The sequence below is a fragment of the Bacillus sp. EKM202B genome, from assembly GCF_011066025.1.
GTDB classification, from domain to species: domain Bacteria; phylum Bacillota; class Bacilli; order Bacillales; family Bacillaceae_G; genus Bacillus_A; species Bacillus_A toyonensis.
This window is the reverse complement of sequence record NZ_JAAMNK010000015.1, coordinates 19,625-39,824: the sequence shown is the minus strand read 5'-3', so window position 1 is coordinate 39,824 and position 20,200 is coordinate 19,625. Positions and strand designations below refer to the sequence as shown.

General features: G+C 35.0%; 20 protein-coding genes, 1 pseudogene and 1 riboswitch. Of the genes and pseudogenes, 12 read left to right on the top strand and 9 right to left on the bottom strand.

The window, feature by feature from the left end; translation table 11 throughout:
• The first annotated feature begins 94 nt into the window (after positions 1 to 94).
• Both G9F74_RS17985 and G9F74_RS17980 read left to right on the top strand, forming a co-directional pair.
• The gene (locus G9F74_RS17985) at positions 95 to 589 is read left to right on the top strand and encodes an Lrp/AsnC family transcriptional regulator (protein ID WP_000446110.1); all 495 of its coding nucleotides are present in this window, start codon (positions 95 to 97) and stop codon (positions 587 to 589) included.
• A gap of 128 nt (positions 590 to 717) precedes the next feature.
• Positions 718 to 1,173 (top strand): N-acetyltransferase, encoded by a 456-nt coding sequence (locus tag G9F74_RS17980; RefSeq protein WP_016107886.1) that lies wholly within the window; start codon positions 718 to 720, stop codon positions 1,171 to 1,173.
• Between the two features lie 77 nt (positions 1,174 to 1,250).
• Here G9F74_RS17980 and G9F74_RS17975 read toward each other — a convergent pair whose 3' ends face one another.
• Complete coding sequence (locus G9F74_RS17975) at positions 1,251 to 2,021, bottom strand: SDR family NAD(P)-dependent oxidoreductase (RefSeq protein WP_000878091.1); 771 nt, start codon at positions 2,019 to 2,021, stop codon at positions 1,251 to 1,253.
• 137 nt (positions 2,022 to 2,158) lie between these two features.
• Here G9F74_RS17975 and G9F74_RS17970 point away from each other — a divergent pair, with 137 nt between their 5' ends.
• The 6 genes from G9F74_RS17970 (at position 2,159) to G9F74_RS17945 (ending at position 7,429) form a co-directional block, all read left to right on the top strand.
• On the top strand, positions 2,159 to 2,518 hold the full coding sequence (locus G9F74_RS17970) for a MerR family transcriptional regulator (RefSeq protein ID WP_016107887.1): 360 nt from the start codon (positions 2,159 to 2,161) through the stop codon (positions 2,516 to 2,518).
• A 518-nt stretch (positions 2,519 to 3,036) separates the two neighbouring features.
• On the top strand, positions 3,037 to 4,095 hold the full coding sequence (locus G9F74_RS17965) for a glucan-binding protein (protein WP_000755815.1): 1,059 nt from the start codon (positions 3,037 to 3,039) through the stop codon (positions 4,093 to 4,095).
• Between the two features lie 463 nt (positions 4,096 to 4,558).
• Positions 4,559 to 4,915 carry a DMT family transporter gene (locus G9F74_RS17960; RefSeq protein WP_000790623.1) on the top strand — a complete coding sequence of 119 codons (357 nt, stop codon included), beginning with the start codon at positions 4,559 to 4,561 and terminating at the stop codon, positions 4,913 to 4,915.
• A 2-nt stretch (positions 4,916 to 4,917) separates the two neighbouring features.
• Complete coding sequence (locus G9F74_RS17955) at positions 4,918 to 5,232, top strand: DMT family transporter (protein WP_016107888.1); 315 nt, start codon at positions 4,918 to 4,920, stop codon at positions 5,230 to 5,232.
• Positions 5,233 to 5,369: 137 nt separating this feature from the next.
• Positions 5,370 to 5,948, top strand: a complete 579-nt coding sequence (locus tag G9F74_RS17950) for a TetR/AcrR family transcriptional regulator (protein WP_002038002.1) — start codon at positions 5,370 to 5,372, stop codon at positions 5,946 to 5,948.
• A 278-nt stretch (positions 5,949 to 6,226) separates the two neighbouring features.
• A complete protein-coding gene (locus G9F74_RS17945) occupies positions 6,227 to 7,429 on the top strand; it encodes an MFS transporter (RefSeq protein WP_016107889.1) in 1,203 nt (400 codons plus the stop codon).
• A gap of 53 nt (positions 7,430 to 7,482) precedes the next feature.
• Here G9F74_RS17945 and G9F74_RS17940 read toward each other — a convergent pair whose 3' ends face one another.
• Positions 7,483 to 7,821 (bottom strand): winged helix-turn-helix transcriptional regulator, encoded by a 339-nt coding sequence (locus G9F74_RS17940; protein WP_001059478.1) that lies wholly within the window; start codon positions 7,819 to 7,821, stop codon positions 7,483 to 7,485.
• 169 nt (positions 7,822 to 7,990) lie between these two features.
• Between G9F74_RS17940 and G9F74_RS17935 the strand changes: the two genes are divergently transcribed.
• Together G9F74_RS17935 and G9F74_RS17930 are read left to right on the top strand one after the other, a co-directional pair.
• A complete protein-coding gene (locus tag G9F74_RS17935; protein WP_016107890.1) occupies positions 7,991 to 8,530 on the top strand; it encodes an ester cyclase in 540 nt (179 codons plus the stop codon).
• Positions 8,531 to 8,553: 23 nt separating this feature from the next.
• Complete coding sequence (locus tag G9F74_RS17930; protein ID WP_016107891.1) at positions 8,554 to 9,102, top strand: NAD(P)H-dependent oxidoreductase; 549 nt, start codon at positions 8,554 to 8,556, stop codon at positions 9,100 to 9,102.
• Between the two features lie 54 nt (positions 9,103 to 9,156).
• Here the strand turns inward: G9F74_RS17930 and G9F74_RS17925 are convergent, their stop codons facing one another.
• Complete coding sequence (locus G9F74_RS17925) at positions 9,157 to 9,675, bottom strand: hypothetical protein (RefSeq protein WP_000827931.1); 519 nt, start codon at positions 9,673 to 9,675, stop codon at positions 9,157 to 9,159.
• Between the two features lie 30 nt (positions 9,676 to 9,705).
• Positions 9,706 to 11,466, bottom strand: coding sequence for an SgrR family transcriptional regulator (locus G9F74_RS17920; RefSeq protein WP_131202411.1), 1,761 nt, complete (start codon positions 11,464 to 11,466; stop codon positions 9,706 to 9,708).
• Positions 11,467 to 11,550: 84 nt separating this feature from the next.
• Between G9F74_RS17920 and G9F74_RS17915 the strand changes: the two genes are divergently transcribed.
• Complete coding sequence (locus tag G9F74_RS17915; RefSeq protein WP_016107893.1) at positions 11,551 to 12,813, top strand: MDR family MFS transporter; 1,263 nt, start codon at positions 11,551 to 11,553, stop codon at positions 12,811 to 12,813.
• 57 nt (positions 12,814 to 12,870) lie between these two features.
• On the opposite strand, the gene G9F74_RS17910 is transcribed toward G9F74_RS17915, so the two are convergent.
• The 4 genes and pseudogenes from G9F74_RS17910 to G9F74_RS17895 form a co-directional block, all read right to left on the bottom strand.
• A complete protein-coding gene (locus tag G9F74_RS17910) occupies positions 12,871 to 13,074 on the bottom strand; it encodes a hypothetical protein (RefSeq protein WP_001066489.1) in 204 nt (67 codons plus the stop codon).
• Between the two features lie 266 nt (positions 13,075 to 13,340).
• A pseudogene (locus G9F74_RS17905) lies at positions 13,341 to 13,855 on the bottom strand (type 1 glutamine amidotransferase domain-containing protein).
• A gap of 267 nt (positions 13,856 to 14,122) precedes the next feature.
• Positions 14,123 to 15,322, bottom strand: coding sequence for an ABC transporter permease (locus tag G9F74_RS17900; RefSeq protein ID WP_016107895.1), 1,200 nt, complete (start codon positions 15,320 to 15,322; stop codon positions 14,123 to 14,125).
• A 60-nt stretch (positions 15,323 to 15,382) separates the two neighbouring features.
• Positions 15,383 to 16,807, bottom strand: a complete 1,425-nt coding sequence (locus G9F74_RS17895) for an amino acid permease (protein ID WP_001186294.1) — start codon at positions 16,805 to 16,807, stop codon at positions 15,383 to 15,385.
• Between the two features lie 146 nt (positions 16,808 to 16,953).
• A riboswitch (Lysine riboswitch) is annotated at positions 16,954 to 17,135 on the bottom strand.
• 200 nt (positions 17,136 to 17,335) lie between these two features.
• Here G9F74_RS17895 and racE point away from each other — a divergent pair.
• Entirely contained in the window at positions 17,336 to 18,163 is an 828-nt protein-coding gene (racE, locus tag G9F74_RS17890; RefSeq protein ID WP_016107896.1) for a glutamate racemase, read from the top strand.
• Positions 18,164 to 18,203: 40 nt separating this feature from the next.
• Here the strand turns inward: racE and gapN are convergent, their stop codons facing one another.
• Positions 18,204 to 19,643, bottom strand: a complete 1,440-nt coding sequence (gene gapN, locus G9F74_RS17885; protein ID WP_016107897.1) for an NADP-dependent glyceraldehyde-3-phosphate dehydrogenase — start codon at positions 19,641 to 19,643, stop codon at positions 18,204 to 18,206.
• Positions 19,644 to 20,200 lie beyond the last annotated feature (557 nt).

Sequence of the window (20,200 nt, the reverse complement as noted above, 5' to 3'; positions counted from 1 at the left end):
TTTTGTTTGTATCTTAAAGAATAATATTCAGTTTCGTTTGAATTAAGGGATGTTTTTTCGAATAATCATCGGTAAGAAAAAAGGGGGAATTATAATGGAGTCATCTGTTATTAAAGTGTTAGATGATTTGGATGTACAAATTTTAGATATATTGCAGAAAGAATCACAAGTAAGTAATGCAGAGCTTGCACGCCGTGTTAATTTATCTCCAGCTGCGATGCATGCAAGAATAAAAAGGTTAGATGGAGAAGGTTTTATTGATAAGCAAGTAGCAATTTTAAATCAAGAAAAGCTCGGTTTTGATTTACTATGCTTCATTTTTATGAGTACGAATATTCATCAGTATGAAAAGCTTGAAGTGCTAGAACGAGAATTAGAATCGATGCCTGAAGTGTTAGAATGTCATTGTTTAACAGGGGAATATGATTATTTATTAAAAGTTGCAAATCGTGATCGTAAAGAACTGGAGCAGTTTATTAGAAAGTTGAACAAGCTTGGTATTACACGGATACAGACAAGTTTAGCACTGCGTGAAATTAAATATTCGACGGTATTGCCGATACGAAATGAGGAACCGAGCATCGATTAGATTGCTTGGTTTTTTGTTTGTATAAAGTGATTGACGAGGAGAAAAGAGAGATGTATTATTATATGAAATTATGTATTAAATTTCATTTAAAGTTATAAATATTAATATTGGGGGCAAGGGGATATAATATGAAAATCTGTAATGCGGTTACGAGTGATGTGAAAGAAATTTATAGTCTCATTGAAGTTTATGCAAAAGAGGGGGTTGTTTTACCGCGTTCTCTTTTGTCTCTCTATCAATATTTGCAATGTTTATATGTTATGAAAGAAGGAGAGGAAGTCGTTGGAGTTGCTGGCTTACATGTATTAGGAGAGGATCTTGCAGAAGTACGATCTTTAGTAGTTTCGCATACATATGCAGGGAAAGGGATAGGGCGTATGTTAGTGAATCATGTTATGAATGAGGCGGCAAAGATAAAAGTGAACAGGGTAATTTCTTTAACATATGAAACGGAATTTTTTCAAAAGTGTGGGTTTGATTTTGTGAATAAGAAAGTGTTGCCAGAGAAAGTGTGGATTGATTGCAGGCATTGTCCAAAAGTTGATTATTGTGATGAAGTGGCGATGATTAGGTATGTTGGGTGAAATGTTTAGAGAGAAAAAAGCCCACTATTATTTAAGAAATAGTGGGTATCTATATTTTAGGCAGAAATGAGATGTTGTTAAGAATTTGAATTTGTTTTTCTTACTGCAAAATTAAAAATGGGATTTTTAAGTTCATAGTTATAAGTAGAACCATCGACAAGCCCTATAACTTTATCGCTATCATAAAGGTCGAGCATAAATTGTGCCATTTGTTTTGCAGTGTGGAATTTTGGTACAACATTATCGTATTGGAATTCATCAATATCAAATGATCGTTTCGCGAACTCTGTTTCAGTTGCACCAGGAGCTAAAACTTTTGCTTGTAATTTTGCACCTTGTTCTTTCAGTTCGTGAGATAATCCTTCTGTAAATGCACTTACATAGAATTTCGTAGCGCAATACGTAACAGCATTAGCGACAATCGTATATCCACCGCCTGATGAAACGTTAATAAGCTGTGTTCCATCAATCATTGAATAATCTCGAACGAAAAGGGAAGAGAGTATTGTTAGTGCTTCTATATTTACATGCAACATCGTTTCTATTTTATTTAAATTTTGTTCAGCGATTGAGGCAAAATTACCAAAACCTGCGTTGTTAATCCACGTTTCAATCTGAAAACTTTGGAGACTTTCATAAAGTTTATAAACATTTTCCGTGACGGATAAATCAGTTCTTCGAATGACAACATCTAACTCCGGATACATTTCGTTAATTTTCAATTTTAATCCATCTAATTCTTCTTTTCTTCGAGCTACAAGTATTATATTTTTTCCACGAGATGCAAAGGCTAAAGCCGATTCATAGCCGATTCCAGAACTAGCACCAGTAATAACAGTATATTTCATATAAAATCCCCCTAAGTTCAAATTCATTTATGGTTAGATTGTATTTGTTAGAGTATACTCTAAGTCAAATGTTTTTTATAAATTTGATAAGAACGCAAAATATATGAGGGCAAATGGCATGCGGAGGGAGTATGAGTATGTACACAATTAGCGAGGTAGCTACATTATTAGGAGTGAGCACACATACATTACGTTATTATGAAAAAGAGAACATACTAATTGCAAATCGCGATACAAATGGAAATCGACTGTATGAAGAATCACATATAAAGTGGTTGCAGTTTGTAATGAAGTTAAAACAAACGCAAATGCCAATAGCGAAAATAAGAGAATACGCTAGATTATATTTAGAAGGGGAGCATACAACTGAAGCTCGTTTACAGCTCCTAGAAGATCATAGGAAATCTATTCAGATTCAAAGAGAAAACTTAGAAGTTACAGAGAAGATGCTTGAAAATAAAATCATTGCATACAAAGACTCGGTGAAAAATAAATAGATTAAAAAATACGCTGTTTCCTGTTATGTGATGAAAAATGGATTTGATCTATGAGTATTTCACCATAGTGTGTCGATAAATAAAAATGCGCAGCTAGCAAAAGCTAACTGCTCCATTCAAGGGATCTCTCCAAGGGGGAGTGGAGAAAGTATCGTATTATCAATATTATTGATGGAATATTGATTTTATTAAACTAGATTAAAAATTTGAAAGACTATTGTGTTAACTAAAATTATAACAGTATTAAAAAGTTCATGTATACGCTCAAAGTTTTGACTACTATGAAATCCATACTTTTTATCTTTTTGATATTTGGAACGAATGAATTACTTGAAAAAATGGATGATTAATTATAACGATTATGTAATTATAATTACATTAAAAACTCATATGTTTCTAATATATAAAAAATATTACAATTGCATTACAAAAACTGTTGACTATATTTAACTAACGTAATACAATTCTGTTTGTGGAAATAAAAACTAAAAATATTCATTAATTGGGGGATTTGGAAAATGAAGAAAGTTATTTTGCCGATTTTAATGTCTTCAATGTTTATCATACCAGCAGTGTCTCATGCAGAAGAAAATGTAGTTTCTCAAAAGAAAGCGGATACAATTGAGCAAGTTCAAGAAAAACGTGGTTGGTTTCAAGGGACGGGATACTGGTTGTACTATAATGAAGATGGTTCTTTGGCTATAGGTTGGAAAAATATTAATGGAAAATGGTATCACTTTGATGAAACAGGCATGATGGCTACATATATGAAAAATATTCAAGGAAAAACATATTATTTTAATGAAGATGGTTCAATGCAAATAGGATGGAAGAAAGTTCGAGTTTGGCATTATTTTAACGAAGATGGCTCTATGGCTAAAGATTGGAAAAAAATCAATGGTTCATGGTATCACTTTGACAAAGATGGTTACATGTCTGATGGCCGTAGGACTATAGGAGGAAAAACATACACTTTTAATGCAGATGGAACTATGGTTACAGGTTGGCAAGAGATTAAAAGTGGGCCTTATACAGGGAAATGGTTTTACTATAATGCAGATGGCGCTATGGCAACAGGTTGGGCACAAGTGAAAGGGAAATGGTATTATTTTGATGCATCTGGTGTCATGCAAACAGGCTGGTTAAAAAATAATAACGTATGGTATTACTTAAATACAGATGGATCAATGAAAAGCACAGAAAATAACTGGAACGAAGGCTGGTTAGAAGAAAACGGAAAGCGTTATGTTTTTGATGACACTGGTGCTATGCGAAAAGGGAAACTAGCTGAAGGCGGTACGGTTTGGTACTTTAATGAAGATGGCTCAATGCTAACAGGATGGAAACAGCTAGAAGAAGGATGGTATTACTTTAATGATCAATCTGGTGCAAGTGAACAAGGTTGGTTTAGCAATAAAGGGAAATGGTATTACTTTGAAGATGGCCCAATGAAAACAGGTTGGTTACAAGAAAATAAAAATTGGTATTATTTACAGTCTAGCGGTGACATGGCAGTTGGAAAACATTTAATTAATGGAAAATGGTATACGTTCAAACATAACGGTATTATGATGTAACAAAAGGTTTTTAAATAGAAATGTATTTTAAGAGATTTCCATAATGAAAAGGACACCTGTGAGGGTGTCTTTTTCACGCTAGCCCCCTATTAATAAAGAAAGAATAACATTTTTAACAATAATGAGTACCGATTTTTATTAAGTTGATTGATGGAGGAAGAGACATTGTTGCCATCAAGTTAAGCAATTTACGGTTTCTAAAAATGTAAAGTATTACAAGTAGTTAAATTGTTTATGGAATGTTGGTATTGACATTTTATAAATTATTCGTGTAAAATAATTTATGAATGACATTCAGTCATTTATTATGAAAGGGTGTAGATAAGTAATTTTTAATAACTGAACAAATATAAGGATAAATGAGGCTGATATTGTTTTTTTAAAATAGTAGTTTGCGTGAGATTATATTTTTTAAATTAAAAATGACTGACGGTCAGTCATATAATAATAGAAGGTGAGAGATATGAAAAATAAAGCTTGGTTATATGTGATATTAACATGTATCTTTGAAATATTTTGGGTGTTCGGTTTTAATACAGCCCATACTTGGTGGCATTGGGTTGTTATTGTAGGAGTTATTGCTGTTGATTTTCATTTTCTTTCTAAAGCGTGCGAACATCTTGCAACAGGGACTGTATATGCTGTGTTTGCCGGAGCTGGTACGGTAGGTACTTTCCTAATGGATGTATTCCTTTTCGGCGGCAGTTTCAGTGTAGGGAAACTATTCTTTATCGTGATGGTCGTAGCGGGTGTTATCGGTTTAAAACTGGCTGATAATAAAGAAGAAACCGCGGAAGAAATTGTGAAAGGAGCTGCTTAAAAATGGGTTGGTTTTTCGTATTTTGTGCCGCAATTAGTGAAATAGTCGGTGTGATAGGACTTAAAATGTATAGTAAAGATAAGACGTTAGCAACTGGAGCGATTTATATAGGTGGATTTGCAACGTCCTTCGCATTCTTATACACTTCTTTCTTGTTCTTACAAGTAAGTGTGGCTTATGCGGTTTGGATTGGTATTGGAACAGCAGGCGCAGTTTTATTAAATATGTTTCTGTTTGGTGAATCAAAAAGTAAGGCACGTTTGATTAGCGTAGCTCTTATCGTATGTGGAGTTACGGGATTAAAGGCCCTTTCATAAGAAAAGGATATTAAAGCTAAATCTCCTAACGATCTGTTGGGAGATTTTTATTATGAAAGTACATGATGATTGACAGTACAGCTAGTTATTTTATAAAATGAGTGACAGTCATTCAATATGAGTGTGAAAGGGTTTAGATGATGAATAAAAAAGAAAAAATTGTCTATGCAGCTATTGAAGTGTTTCAGGAAAAGGGCGTTGAAAAAACGAAGATTTCTGATATCGTGAAATTGGCTGGCATTGCACAAGGAACTTTCTATTTATATTTTCCTTCTAAGCTATCTGTTATGCCTGCAATAGCAGAAGTGATGGTTGAGAAGATGATACTTGCAGTGAAAGAAAAAGTACAGAACGATGCATCTTTTTCAAGTAAAGTTGAGCAAGTAATAGATGCAGTATTTAACTTTATAGCTGAATATCGTGAAATACAAGCATTAATGTATGCGGGCCTTGCATCTACTGAACATATAAAAGAATGGGAAGCTGTGTATGAGCCTCTTTATATGTGGCTAAGCGAATTTTTAAGCGAGGCAAAAGAAGCTGGTGAAATTCGTGACTCGGTTCACGCAGAGCGAACAGCCAAGTTATTTATCGCTCTTGTTGAATCAGCAGCGGAACAAGTTTATTTATACGATCATAAAGATGATGAGCAAGTGGAGCTTCAAAAGGCAGAAGTACTAGATTTTTTAATACATGCACTACATATAAAGAAATAAAGGGAAACTTTAGTTGGTAGGGCATTCTCTGCTGATTATTAGCCCGCATTAATGGGGACAAAACAGTTAGGTGAACCTATCTTAAGAAGGTAGGTTCATTTCTACGAAAAACTGAATGATAGTCATTCACCCTGTATTTATGTATGTGTGGAAAGATAAAGTGAAACTTTAATGAGTGGGGTATCTCCACTCATTATTAGCCCAAAAATAGTAGGATAAAGAAAAAGCTTCTTGGGCATTATTTTTTGAGAGGAACTTGCGGGAAGAGGTGTTAAAAAGTGAAGAAACCGATAAAAGAACAAAAGATGGTATTGGTCATTCTTTTAAGCAATATATTTATCGCTTTTTTAGGGATTGGGTTAATCATTCCGGTTATGCCGTCCTTTATGAATGATATGAATTTAACAGGAAAGACGATGGGCTATCTCGTTGCAGTGTTTGCAATGGCTCAGCTCATAACTTCACCAATTACAGGTCGTTGGGTCGATCTTTACGGTAGGAAGAAAATGATAATCATTGGATTATTTATTTTTGGTGTTTCAGAGCTTCTTTTTGGATTAGGAAAAGATGTGTGGATGCTTTATGTAGCGAGGGTGTTAGGCGGAATTAGTGCTGCGTTTATTATGCCAGGAGTTACAGCATATGTTGCGGATATTACATCGATTCAGGAACGACCAAAGGCGATGGGTTATCTTTCAGCAGCTATTAGCACTGGATTTATTATAGGGCCTGGAATCGGCGGGTTTATTGCAGAATACGGAATACGTGTGCCGTTCTTTGTGGCAGCAGTGATTGCTTTTGTAGCATGTGTAATCTCTATCTTTATTTTAAAAGAACCGTTAACGAAAGAAGAGCTTGCAGAAATTTCTTCTAGTACGAAAGAATCAAGCTTTATTGGAGATTTAAAGAAATCATTAAACCCAATGTATGCAATCGCATTTATTATCGTATTTGTACTTGCATTCGGTTTATCGGCATATGAAACTGTGTTTAGTCTGTTTTCTGATCATAAATTTGGTTTCACGCCGAAAGATATTGCTGCAATTATTACAATTAGTTCAATCTTTGGGGTAGTTGTGCAAGTATTTATGTTTGGAAAATTAGTTGACATGTTTGGTGAAAAAGTGTTAATCCAAATATGTTTAATTGTGGGGGCAGTGTTAGCGTTTGTATCCACTGTAGTCTTTAATTATTGGATTGTACTTCTCGTTACTTGCTTCATTTTCTTAGCATTTGATTTACTTCGTCCAGCTTTAACGACGTTTTTATCAAAAGCAGCTGGAAAAGAGCAAGGATTTGTTGCTGGTATGAACTCAACGTATACGAGTTTAGGAAATATCGCAGGACCTGCTATGGGCGGAATATTATTTGATATGAATATTCATTATCCATATGCATTTTCAGGAGTTGTTTTAATCGTTGGTCTCGGCATTACATTTATGTGGAGAGAGAAACAGCTAGCTGAAAGTTTTGCGAAGTAATGTAGTGAATAATGAAAAGCCTCTTACTATTTGTATGGTAAGAGGCTTTTCGTTTATAAACTTAATCCAAACCGCTTTAATTCAATAAAAATCCCCTCTAATTGCTTTCCTTTATCCGTTAAAGTGTACTCTACGCGGGGCGGAACTTCTGGATATACTTTTCGCGTTATAATCCCTTGTGCTTCCAATTCTTTTAGGCGAAGCGATAATGTTTTTGGGCTAATGCCGTCCATTGATTTTTGTAAATCACTAAAACGTAAAGTTCCTTCAATAAGAAGGTCACGAATGATTAAAAACGTCCATTTTGTACTGATTACGTCAAGCGTTTTAGCGATAGGACAAGGTATGCCAGGTAAACCTTTCGTTAATACAACTGAATCTATATTGTTCATGGAACTAGCCTCCATAAAAAATTTTTGAATGAATTTGCTTTATAGTATCACAAAACTATACTTTTGGTAACTATATGAAAAAAATATCACTACTTCCATAAAGGAAGTTAGTGCATATACAATAGCAATATGAAATAAAAAGGGTTTAGATGAAGAGGAGGTGATTTCCATGAGTATGAAAAAATTGTTTATGTTCCTTAGTTTGTTTGTTGTTTGTATTGTACTTGTAGCATGCGGCGTGGAAGAAAAAACTGAAATTCAGTTATTAAAAGAAATGCCAAAGCCAAAAGCAATGACAATTGATTCTTCATTAAGTAAAAAGGAAGCGACAGAAATGGTTCATGCAGCGCAGCGTTTTTACGCATTTTGGGATACAGGTAAAGAGAATCTTATTCCGCAGACTGTTACGGAAAATTTCTTTGATAATACATTACCGAAAGGGCGACCACAAGGCACTGAAGGACTAAAATTTGCGGCGCAAAATTTTCGTAAAGTCGTTCCTAATATACACTGCGAGATTGAAGATTTATTAGTTGTTGGGGATAAAGTAACAGCTCGTCTTTCTTTTACAGGAACGCATAATGATAAAAAAATCAATTTTTTTGCAATTGATATTTTGCATGTGAAAGACGGAATGATAACGGAAGATTGGCATTTAGAAGATAATCTTACGCTAAAGCAGCAACTGGGCTTAATAGCTGAAGAGTAGATCATATAGGGGAGAGAAAAGCGATGAAAAATATTTTTATAATAAATGGACATGAGAAATACGGTACGAAAGAAGGACGATTAAATAGAACGTTAGTTGATTATATGGTAACGGTATTAAGCGAGAATCATCATGTGAAAACAACAACGATTCAAGATGGCTATAGTATTAAAGAAGAGCAAGAGAAGTTTTTATGGGCGGATGTTGTGATTTATCAAACACCAATTTATTGGTTTAGTGTACCGGGACTATTTAAAACATATATGGATGAAGTGTATGAATACGGTTTGTTCTTTAAAGGTGCTGATGAATATGGAACAGGTGGTTTACTAAAAGAGAAGCAATATATGTTTTCTACAACTTGGAATGCACCTGAAAAAGCATTTGGAGATAAGACGAAGTTTTTTGAAGGAGAAAGTTTAGAATCTACGCTTAGTCATTTACACCGTGTGCAGAAATTTCTCGGTATGAGTCCGTTAAAGAGTTTTGCTTGTTATGATGTGGTGAAGAATCCGGATATTGAGCAGTTTTTATTAAACTTGAAAGATCACTTAGATGAAGTAATTAAATAATAGTTTATATTTGTATGTGAAGAAGGTACTACTAAGGATGTAGTACCTTCTCTTTTATGAAATACGTTGAAAATCTTTACTTATACAGGACTGCTTTAGTTTTTTTGATTTGATTAAATGTTTCATATCAGAGATGTTATCGTATGAAAGCTGAGTATGATAATAGTTAATGTACTCAAGTAATGCAAAAATATAAATAAATAGGGTGAATGATAGCCCACCTAAAGGTAAGTGGGGATACCAAATTACAAAATCAATAGTAAACGTAATAAATCCCGTGATAATGAATGCTATATTTATCTTTTTAAGTATTTTTAAATATTGAATCATCCTAATGGGCGTAACAGATGTCTTCTCTTTTTGTAGTCGTTTCCACTTTACGTACCAGTAAATTACTCCTTGTAATAAGATAAACTCTAAAAGAAGAAATGAGACCCAAAAAGAATATAGGGAATATAAATGTAATGTAGGATAAGCATAATTAAGTAAGTAACTTGTGAAGATAAAAGTAATGACTGAAAATAACTCACCTGTGTATAGATAGGAAAGTCTTTTTTCTAGGTTGCGTTTCATAGTTCCTCTCCTTTTATAATGACTCACATTTTAAGACATGGATGGCTGTATCCATAAATTTGCAAAATTTGCCCAACCGAATGAATCAATCGTTACATTTTTTAAAGAAGAAGGGTATGTTTTTCTTTTTAAAACGTGATAGTTAAATAAAATGATGTGTTCTGTTTGTAAAAATTCTTCGATTTCATACATGAGCTCGTAGCGCTTCTCCTTATTTCCTTCTAATAAAAATGTATCTAGCAAACAGTTAATTTGTTTTTCATAGTGCGGGTCCATGAACCGGTTTACGAAGCAACTTTTATTTTTAAATACATTTAAGAATGCAAGTTCATGATCGGCAGCAAATACTTCTCCCATAAAAATAATATCAGCATGTTGATCAATAGAACGATTCATATAATCTGAAACGAGAAATGGGTGAAGCTCTACTTGTATACCTAAACTTTCACATCGTGCTTTTAGGAAATGTGCATCATTTGCACTATCTTTAAATGCGAAGAAATAAATGTGTATCGTTTCTCCATTATAGGTGCTCTTTTTTAAATACTCTTTCGCTTTTTCTAAAGAGTAGGATCTTTTAGAAGCTTGACGGCTTCTTTCAGGGAAAAAACTTGATGCAGCAATTGTTCGTCTACCTTCTATGCTACGAAGTATCGTTTCAACATCATATAGTTCTCTCCAAGCCTTTCGAAAGTACATGTCATGATGAGGACCGGTTTTTTTTAAGTTGAAGCTAGCATAAATACAACCTATTTCTTCTATTTGTATATTATGCCTTTCATTTTCTTCTTCATTTGGTAGTTCATAATCAGCATCGATTTGTACATGATCAGGAATACCCCAAAATTCAATACGGTCTAATAACGCGCGCTCTTTAAAATAATGAGTGAACGCTTCGAACACGATATTATCTTCAGAGTAATGAGCAAGTTTGAAAGGTCCAGTACCTATATAATGATGATTTTCAATACTAGCATCATGTGGCAAAATTGCTAGTTGTATGGAACTTACATAGTGTAAGAAAAATAGATTTGGTTTTGCCAAATGGAATCGAATTTGCAATGGTGATGGTGTTTCAATTTGAACAATTTCTTCTGTTAACCATTCGAAAGGAGAGTGAATTTCTTTTAGTCTTTCAAATGAAAATCGTACATCTTTAGAAGTTAAAACTGTTTCGTTATGAAAATATACATCCTTTCGTAAATAAAAAGTCCACGTAAGCCCGTCTTCACTTAATTCCCACGTATGCGCAATGTGTGGTTCCATTTTTTCAGTAACATCGTTATAAACGACTAACGTATCAAAAATTTGACTCGTAAGATGGCTCTCTGTAGTTACAGCCACAAAAGCCGGATCTAATGGAAATATCTTTCTCGATATAGGAATCTTTAATATGTCGTACATATCATTTGAAGGTTCGTATCCAAAATGATGATGTAGTTTATTTTCTATCTTTTTTTGAAGTGCAAGGGGTAGGGGTTCTTTTAAAAGAAGAAAGATATCTTTTAATTTTTCTTGCGCTAACAGTTCATCTGTATAGGACTCAATCGCTTCTACGAAATTATGTATAAATAGAATTTCCGTTTTATTCCCGCGGCCTCGCCCTGGAGTCCAGTTAATTAATTGCTCCTCGCTCATTTTCTTTAATAAAATCTTTACGTTTTTCGTACTGCAATATAAAACATCCGCTAATTCTTGTAAGCTATTTCGCATATGTTGTTGATCTTGTGCATGTAGTCTTAGTCTAATGTAATAGTCCATAATTTTCATATATACACTTCCTTCTATCATAAAAGGGGAAACTCTTTAGAATGTTCTAACCTTTTTCTTCCTTTTTTTCAAAGTAAAATAAGTAAGCATAAGGAGGGGGAAACGATGGGATTTTGGAGTATGCATCGAAATATAAAAATTAGAATTATAACTTCGTTTTTAACACGTACTGTATCCACGATGATTTTTCCATTTATGGCGATTTATTTTTCAATAAAATTAGGTAGTGCAATTGCTGGTGCGTTGCTACTTATTAATGTAATTGCTTCATTAGTAATTGGTTTATACGGTGGATATGTTGGGGATCGACTTGGTCGTAAAAAAGTAATGATTATCGGTCAAAGTATACAAGTCATTTCAATCGCTTGTATGGGGATTGCAAATTCAGATTATGTAGATTCACCGTGGCTAACATTTATCTTTATGTTAGTGAATAGTTTAGGGTCTGGTCTTATGAATCCTGCGACAGAGGCGATGTTAATTGATGTGAGTACACCGGAAAATCGAAAAGTGATGTACAGCATTAACTACTGGGCGATTAATTTATCCATTGCAATTGGAGCGATATTTGGAGGACTATTGTTTGAAAACTATAGATTACAATTGTTTATTGGATTAACAGTTATTGCAGTTATTACTTTATATGTGATGGCTCTATATATGGAAGAAGTGTATGTAGCACGAAAAACGGTGGAGAAGAAAAATGTATTAAAAGATATGGCGGATAGTTATAAAGTCGTAATAAAAGATAGAGCGTTTTTAATTTTTTGTGCAGCAAGTATATGTACATTATCTTTAGAGTTTCAGGTTAATAATTATTTAGGAGTACGTTTGCAGCAGGAATTTGAAACGGTGCACTTTTTCTTTAGGAATGGTGTGACGTTTGATTTAACAGGTATTCGAATGATGAGCTGGATTTCAGCAGAGAATACAATTTTAGTTGTGTTATGTTCGGCACTCCTTATTAAAATGCTGAAAAGCTTCAACGATTTGAAAATCTTATATGTAGGTTTATTCATTTATACAATTGGATTTACAATACTCGGAACGAGCAATAGTTTATGGATTTTATTAATTGCAGGGCTTTTCCAAACGGTAGGCGAGATGATGTATGTGCCAGTGCGTCAATCTATTATGGCAGATATGGTGCCAGATGAGGCAAGAGGTTCTTATATGGCGATTAACGGGATGGTCTTTCAAATGGCGAAAATGAACGGGGCATTAGGTGTTATGTTAGGTTCATTTATTGCATCTTGGGGCATGAGTGCTCTGTACTTTATTGTTGGTATGAGCAGTATTTTATTATTTATGAAGGCGATAGGGAAAGAGAAATATCAAGATGAAGGGAAGGTTTCTCAGATCGGATAAAGTGAAACGATATAAAAAGCGAACCAGTTATAATGAGGAGCGCTTTTTATACCATTTTTAAAACGGATCAACTTCAGCTAAATTTGGAGTGGTATTCGGCTGTAGTAAAAGATTTTTTAACGTTCCTACTTCAGAAAGTGCTACTAATATGTAGCCACTAATCAGTACAATAAGCCCAATGACGCGTAACGTTTGTAAGCTCACTTCATTATTATTCGTTTCCGTTGGATTTGGGGGCGTTGAAGGTGGAGTATTGTTCATAGTTAGGCTCCCATCTTTTGTATTTATATATGTGTAAAATCATGATTTAACTTATGGATAGGAATTATATAGTCATTTTCACTATATGAGAACTGCCTATGAATAGTGATTGGGAATTTTAGAGTGAGATAAGAGGTGTATTTGTGGGAGTCGGGTTGCCCATAAACACGCGATTAGTGTGAACTAATAATCAGTGGGGGATGAAAAAAATCCCCCACTGATTACATTTTGTTTTTCATACAAATAAAAGAGGTTAACCAAAGTAGCTATCCTAATATACGCAACGATTCTTCAATAAAAGCGGGGATATCTTCCGGTTGTCTACTTGTGACTAGCTGATTTTGGCATACGACTACTTCTTTATCATGAAAGTTTCCGCCAGCATTTTTCAAATCGACCCCAATGGATTTATATCCAGTCACATCGCGTCCTTCAAGTGTTTGTGCAGTGATGAGTAGCTGAGGTCCGTGACAAATAGCGAAAACGGGTTTTTCCGCATCCATAAATGTTTTGCTAAAGTGAACAAAACGTTCATCTGCACGAAGTATATCTGGGGAAAATCCGCCCGGTATGAAGAGGGCATCAAAGTTCTCTGGAGAAACATCATCAATACTTTTATCAATTACGACTTCACTTTTTCTTTGCTTACCGTGTACCGTTTACCTTTTTCCATTTCAATAGTTGTTAATTCATATCCCTTTTGCTTAAAAGCTTCTACTGGCTCTGTATATTCTGTATCCTCGAAATAATCCGTTATTAAAATAGCAATTTTTTTACTCATTGCAGTCAGCTCCTTATATTATAGTATCGGTTCCAGAATCATCCTTGAGCAATGCCTTTTATAAAGTGAAACTTTAATTCATGTTTTTTCATTCCCTCCAGTTCCTTTGCCCTGTTAATTTAATAAATACCCTTTTTATTAGGACGTAAACATGTATTATCGTTTTTGTATGTAAAAATCATAAAATATCGGTTGTTTGAGGAAGAAAAATAAAAAAGCCAAGGAGATAATTTATTTTCTCCTTGGCTTTTAAGATAATTCTTTTCGTTAAAACGAAGAAACACGTTGCTTCGTTTTTGGTACAATAATAAATTTAATCCAAATTACCTCGATTATCATAATAATCAAGGTATGTAGTAATTGACCTGTAGCAATGAGTATAACACTCGAAAATACAATGAGTTGAATGCTTAGTAATATAAAGATTAAGCGAAGAAATTGATTCATTCGTTTTTCAGTATCAATCGGATACAATGCTACAATAATATTTCCCGAAAAATATTTCCAAAGGGAACGAAGCTGCATAGAAATCATATATAGGACGATATATGCGATAGCGCCTTTTACGTATGTGTTTGGTATAAAATATAAGGCGAAGGCACCAATCAGCCCTAAGCGAATATATATACCGAAATAATCATTCCCGCGTAAAAATGCTAGTGTATGTAAATAGAAGAAAGTTTCTCGTTTTTTATGTAATAAACGTTCAATCCAATTTGTAAGCCATTTTCTTTTATTTACTTGCTTATTAAGTTGCGGAACATCAGTAAAGATGCTAGCAAATTGATAAAAACGAACGTTCATTTTTTCTTCTTGCTCGATTATGTAATCCCACGGTATTCGTTTTGTAGGCTGTTTTTTCGTATATAGAAGTAGGAAAGCAAGTAGTAAGAGCAATCCGCCTAATATGAGAACATGTGCCGAGTAAAATAGCATGTAAATGATTAGGGCGTTACAAGCAATACGAATAATGAACCATATGTTTTTTTCATGGCTATCACGCCACATCCAATATATGTACATGTTCCAAGCTTTCGTAATCATTAAAACGATAAAGATTGTACATAAGAACGGTACAGTTAATTGTAATGATTGCATAGCAAGCGGTACGAGAATAAGGAACGTAAATAATAATGGGAAAAGTTGAATGATGTAATTATATAGAAGAGATTTTTTAAAATAAGATGTTAGTTTCTCTTCTAATGCAAGCAAATAGACAGCATCAGGTTTTTGAATAAATGTACGGATCGGGCATCTCGTTATAATGAATGTAAGTACAATCGTGATGAGTAGTAAAGATATTCCTTTAGAAGGAGATGCTTTTAGAAACTGAGCATAGTAGTATGCACCAACGCATGAAATAAAGATAAAGCTATATAGTAAACCGTTAATCATACGTGCAAAGTATGTAATGATGTTTTGCATATGTTGTTGGAAGCGACTGCTCCATAGTGATTCAATTGACATGTTTTTCACCTCTTTGTTCTATTATATATGTTTTACAAAAGAAAAAACGAGCAAATTGCGTTATGCAACTTGCTCGTTTTCCTTTTCGTTATTTTTTTTCTGATCACGATTCATTAATGGATAGAAGGCAAAGCCGATTACGAATAAACCAATTCCGAGAAGGAACGTTTTTATATCGGATGCGCCCGTTTTAATAACCCATAGTGCGTAGCAAAGTGCAATAACTGCGACTATACCATCCGTAATTCTTGCCCGCATTTCATTTTTATACGTTTCACCAGTTGCGACTAGTTTTAACTGGAAGATCGGTGAAACGAGATATGGAATGAGGTAGGCCAGTGTTGATACGGTAATAACGAATGTATAAGCTTCCGCAATAGTTCCTGATAATGTTGAGAATAAGAATACTTGCGACATAATGTTTGTTAATCGTAATGAGTAAATTGGACTTCCTTTTTTATTTGTTTTTGTGAAGAAGGAAGGGAAGAAACCTTCTTTTGCTGCTTGATACGGTACTTCTGAGCTTAATAAAATCCAGCCTAAGATAGAACCGAATAGGGAAGTAAGAGCAAGTAATGCCATCAGTTTCCCGCCGCCATGACCCATTGCAGCATTTAGTGCATCTGCTAACGGACGTTCAGAAGCTTGTAATGTATCAACGTGAAGGACACCCATTGTTAAAATTGTAATTCCTAAGTAAATTGCAACTGTAATAAGTAATCCCGCAACTGTTGCCCGTTTTACCGTTTTTGGAGAAACAGCCCGGTTTGATAAAAGAACGGCTGATTCAATTCCGATAAACGCCCAAAGCGTTGTAAGAGCGGCTAAATTTACTTGTGAAAGAAGACCGTGTGATACACCTGATTTATCGATCATCGGTGTGTACCATTGTCCAAACTTAGAAGCTTCGAATGCAAATAACGTAACGACGATAAATAAAAGGAATCCAGTCACTTTCGTTGTTGTTGCTAAGAAGTTTAGCTTTCCAGCTCCGCTTACACCATTAGTTAATATAATATGAGTTCCCCAAAGTAAGATGGAACAAATCGTAAATGTAATTAGTTTTCCGACTTCTATGTTAAACGAACCGATTGAAAATAGTAGTCGTGTATCTTTCATAATTGGGAAGAAGAGTGATAAATATCCCGCGAAAGATGTAATAATAGCAACGTTACTTGCCCAGTTTGCAACCCAATATCCCCATACCATACTGAAACCAGCCATTTTTTTCTTTTTTGGTGTTGAGAATAAAGCATATGCATGACTTTGTGGTCCTGTCGTTAAATCAGGACGACGAATTGCTAAATTACCGAAAACAAGAGCTAGCATTAAAACACCAAACCCTGTTGTTAACCAAGCTAAAGTGACACCGAGTGGGCTTGCTGTTTGTGCCAATGTACTTGGCACCATGAAAATCCCAGCGCCAACCATATTACCGACAACGAAAGCTGTTAGTACCCAAAAGCCCCATTTTTTTTGTTGCATAGAAAATACCTCCAAAGTTAGTATAACCAAGTCAAGCGAGGAGATATGTATGTCTTCCGATTAGAGAAGAGAAGTCCCAAACAAAACAAAAAAAGCACGTAATCTGCCGCTACATGCTTTCTATCTTATAAGAAACCCACGACATACCTCTCGATAGCTCTCCACAAACGAAACGTTTGTGACAGTTCTGCACTTATTAAATGCAGACCCAGCAAGTGTGCATGGTGGACACGACTTACTTCGGCAATCATTCCTTTCCCATTTCTTCATCAATGCCACTACATCTCCTGAAATGATACTCTTAATGACTGCAACCTCTACCTCACCGAGATACGAATGAGGATTTAAATATTAAATTAACGTATTTAAGAGTAACAAATGTATTTTTATACGTCAATGGATATAGTAATAATCAGATTATAGAGAAGAGTTTGTGATTAAAAGAGAGAGGGATTATTATGTAATATTGAATTTTCATAATATAATAAATGTTATTGACGCTAGAAGATTGAGAAGGGGATGAAGTATATGTCTGTATGTCATAAACATTCAGTAATAGGTGTGCTAGATTCGGGAGTTGGGGGATTAACAGTTGCGAGTGAAATTATAAGACAATTGCCTAAAGAGAGCATTTATTATATTGGTGATAATGAGCGTTGTCCGTATGGGCCAAGAAGTGTAGAAGAGGTACAATCTTTCGTATTTGAAATGGTTGAGTTCCTCAAACAGTTTCCGTTAAAAGCGCTAGTGGTAGCATGTAATACTGCTGCAGCTGCTGCATTGACTGCGCTGCAAGAAGCACTGTCTATTCCGGTTATTGGCGTTATACATCCGGGGGCAAGAGCGGCAATTAAAGTGACAAAGAAAGGGGTAATCGGAGTAATTGGAACTGTAGGTACGATACAGTCTAATATGTACGAAAAAGCATTACACGAGCTTGATACATATTTGGAAGTGCATAGTCACGCGTGCCCGACTTTAGCTACAGTTGTAGAAAATCAATTAGAAGATACAGCATATGTAACGCAGCAAGTGAAACAAGCTTTACTGCCATTAACGAAAGAAGATATAGATACGTTAATTCTTGGGTGTACGCATTATCCACTTTTAGAGTCCTATATAAAAAAGGAACTAGGAGAAGATGTAACGATTATTAGTTCTGCAGAAGAAACAGCGATAGAATTAAGTACAATTTTACAGCACAAAGGAATCCTGTCTGACAATTTGAATCCGAAGCATCGATTTTTTACAACAGGCTCTATTTTATCATTTGAACATATTGCTGAGCGTTGGCTAGGATATGAAATTTCTGTAGAATGTGTGAATTTACCTATGGAAAAACAACTCGTGAAATAAAAAGAAGCTGATCTAAAACTAGATCAGCTTCTATATAAGATTAAACTAAGTTCAATACAGTTACTTTTTCACGTGTCATAGACTCAAGGCTCTTACGAATACCTTGTGCGCCCATACCTGAACCTTTTACACCGATGAATGGGAAGTGGTCAGGGCCGCGCTCTGTGCGTCCGTTAATTTGAACAGAACCAGTTTCGATTTTGTTAGCAATTGCAAATGCTTTGTTAATGTCTTTTGTGAAGACACTTGCTTGTAAGCCGAACTCTGATTTGTTAGCAATTTCAATTGCTTGCTCATCTGAAGAAACGCGGATGATTGGAAGGATTGGGCCGAATGGCTCTTCCCAAGCAACTTTCATTTCTTCAGTTACGTGGTCGATTAATGTTGGGTAAATTAAGTTACGCTCACGTTTGTTACCGATAACGATCGTAGCACCTTTTTCTACAGCGTCGTCAACTAAGCCTTGAACGAAGTCAGCAGATTTATCGTCAATTAATGGAACGATTGTGCTGTCTTGTTCTGGAGATCCAACTGATAGCTCAGCTACTTGCGCTTTTAATAAGCCAACAAGCTCGTCCGCTACGTTTTCGTGTACAAGTACACGTTTAATAGCTGTACAACGTTGACCAGAGTAAGAGAATGCACCGCTTACGATATGGTTTGCAGCATCTTGTAAGTCAGCATCTTCACGAACGATACCAGGGTCTTTACCACCAAGTTCTAATACAAGTGGAATCATTGCAGCTTTTTTCGCTAAATGTTTACCTGTGTTTGTACCACCTGTGAACGATACCATATTGATGCCTTCGTGTTCTACTAAGTAGTCACCAATTACAGAACCGCGTCCTGTCGCTACGTTTACAAGACCTTTTGGAAGGCCAGCTTTATGAAGTGCTTCAACCATTTTAATACCACTAATTGCACCTTGAGTTGCTGGTTTGAAAATAACAGCGTTACCCATAATTAATGCTGGTGCAAGTTTTGCAGCAGATAAGTTTACTGGGTAGTTAAACGGTGCGATTGCTAATACAACACCAAGTGGTGCACGTTGGATAATCGCAAGTTTTGATTTTGTTCCGCCAGGGAAGCTATCGCCCATCATGCTTTCTCCGTGCATATGTAGAGCTTCTTCAATTGTGTAACGAATGAAATCAGCTGTACGAACAACTTCTTTCTTCGCATCTTTATATCCTTTACCGACTTCTTTCATAATAATATCGGCAATTTCATCTTGCATATTTACGAGCTCATCAGCCCATTTATATAAATATTTTGCGCGATCTTGTAGAGAAGCTTCAGCCCATGATTTTTGAGCTTCTTTTGCAGATGCAATTGCTTCATCTACTTCTCCGCGAGTAATTGCTTGTACTTGACCAATTACTTCGTGTAAGTATGGAGATGGAATGTCGATTGTTTGTCCTGAAGAGCTTTCTCTCCATTCTCCGTTTAAATAAAATTTGTACGTATTGCTAGTTGTCATGATTAGTCCTCCTAAAATAGCAACTTGTAAGAGTGAGTATAAGGTGATTGTAGGGGGTTTGATAATATTTTTCAAATGAAATGTTTGTGAAAACGATTTCTTATTCTTTTTTTATTTTGTATGCCCTTTCTTACAGAAGATTCCCTTATTTCAAACTGTTTTATCTCGTCATAAATCCTCTTCATTTTATCGTGATTGGTATCTATTTTCTTCAATTTGCAAAAAAAATAATTGACAGAATACTCAAAGAAGTTATAAGATTATAAATGGAAAATAAATGAAAGGGGTGTGCGTAATGATTGTAATCGTAAATGTAATGGGCTTAGCTCTGTTAAATAACGGAAAACATTCATATCATTACGCAACCCGTACGGATATATAGGGCATTTTTGTCTTATAAAAAGCGTACGTTGCGTATATCGTAACGTACGCTTTTATGCATTTTTGTGCATATCGTCAAGCGACGGTATGCTTTTTTTTGTCCAATTTGCTTGTTTCCATACTTTGTATGGTTACTATAAAACTGAAATTTGGAAGGTGGAAAAATGTGATGAGAT

Excerpts from the sequence above, each read along its gene's own strand:
- racE (WP_016107896.1), top strand. The coding sequence starts at position 17,336 with ATGTCTGTATGTCATAAACATTCAGTAATAGGTGTGCTAGATTCGGGA.
- G9F74_RS17975 (WP_000878091.1), bottom strand. The coding sequence starts at position 2,021 with ATGAAATATACTGTTATTACTGGTGCTAGTTCTGGAATCGGCTATGAA.
- G9F74_RS17955 (WP_016107888.1), top strand. The coding sequence starts at position 4,918 with ATGGGTTGGTTTTTCGTATTTTGTGCCGCAATTAGTGAAATAGTCGGT.
- G9F74_RS17965 (WP_000755815.1), top strand. The coding sequence starts at position 3,037 with ATGAAGAAAGTTATTTTGCCGATTTTAATGTCTTCAATGTTTATCATA.
- G9F74_RS17900 (WP_016107895.1), bottom strand. The coding sequence starts at position 15,322 with ATGTCAATTGAATCACTATGGAGCAGTCGCTTCCAACAACATATGCAA.
- G9F74_RS17940 (WP_001059478.1), bottom strand. The coding sequence starts at position 7,821 with ATGAACAATATAGATTCAGTTGTATTAACGAAAGGTTTACCTGGCATA.
- G9F74_RS17895 (WP_001186294.1), bottom strand. The coding sequence starts at position 16,807 with ATGCAACAAAAAAAATGGGGCTTTTGGGTACTAACAGCTTTCGTTGTC.
- G9F74_RS17930 (WP_016107891.1), top strand. The coding sequence starts at position 8,554 with ATGAAAAATATTTTTATAATAAATGGACATGAGAAATACGGTACGAAA.
- G9F74_RS17910 (WP_001066489.1), bottom strand. The coding sequence starts at position 13,074 with ATGAACAATACTCCACCTTCAACGCCCCCAAATCCAACGGAAACGAAT.
- G9F74_RS17970 (WP_016107887.1), top strand. The coding sequence starts at position 2,159 with ATGTACACAATTAGCGAGGTAGCTACATTATTAGGAGTGAGCACACAT.
- G9F74_RS17920 (WP_131202411.1), bottom strand. The coding sequence starts at position 11,466 with ATGATAGAAGGAAGTGTATATATGAAAATTATGGACTATTACATTAGA.
- G9F74_RS17935 (WP_016107890.1), top strand. The coding sequence starts at position 7,991 with ATGAGTATGAAAAAATTGTTTATGTTCCTTAGTTTGTTTGTTGTTTGT.
- gapN (WP_016107897.1), bottom strand. The coding sequence starts at position 19,643 with ATGACAACTAGCAATACGTACAAATTTTATTTAAACGGAGAATGGAGA.
- G9F74_RS17985 (WP_000446110.1), top strand. The coding sequence starts at position 95 with ATGGAGTCATCTGTTATTAAAGTGTTAGATGATTTGGATGTACAAATT.
- G9F74_RS17980 (WP_016107886.1), top strand. The coding sequence starts at position 718 with ATGAAAATCTGTAATGCGGTTACGAGTGATGTGAAAGAAATTTATAGT.
- G9F74_RS17915 (WP_016107893.1), top strand. The coding sequence starts at position 11,551 with ATGGGATTTTGGAGTATGCATCGAAATATAAAAATTAGAATTATAACT.
- G9F74_RS17960 (WP_000790623.1), top strand. The coding sequence starts at position 4,559 with ATGAAAAATAAAGCTTGGTTATATGTGATATTAACATGTATCTTTGAA.
- G9F74_RS17925 (WP_000827931.1), bottom strand. The coding sequence starts at position 9,675 with ATGAAACGCAACCTAGAAAAAAGACTTTCCTATCTATACACAGGTGAG.
- G9F74_RS17950 (WP_002038002.1), top strand. The coding sequence starts at position 5,370 with ATGATGAATAAAAAAGAAAAAATTGTCTATGCAGCTATTGAAGTGTTT.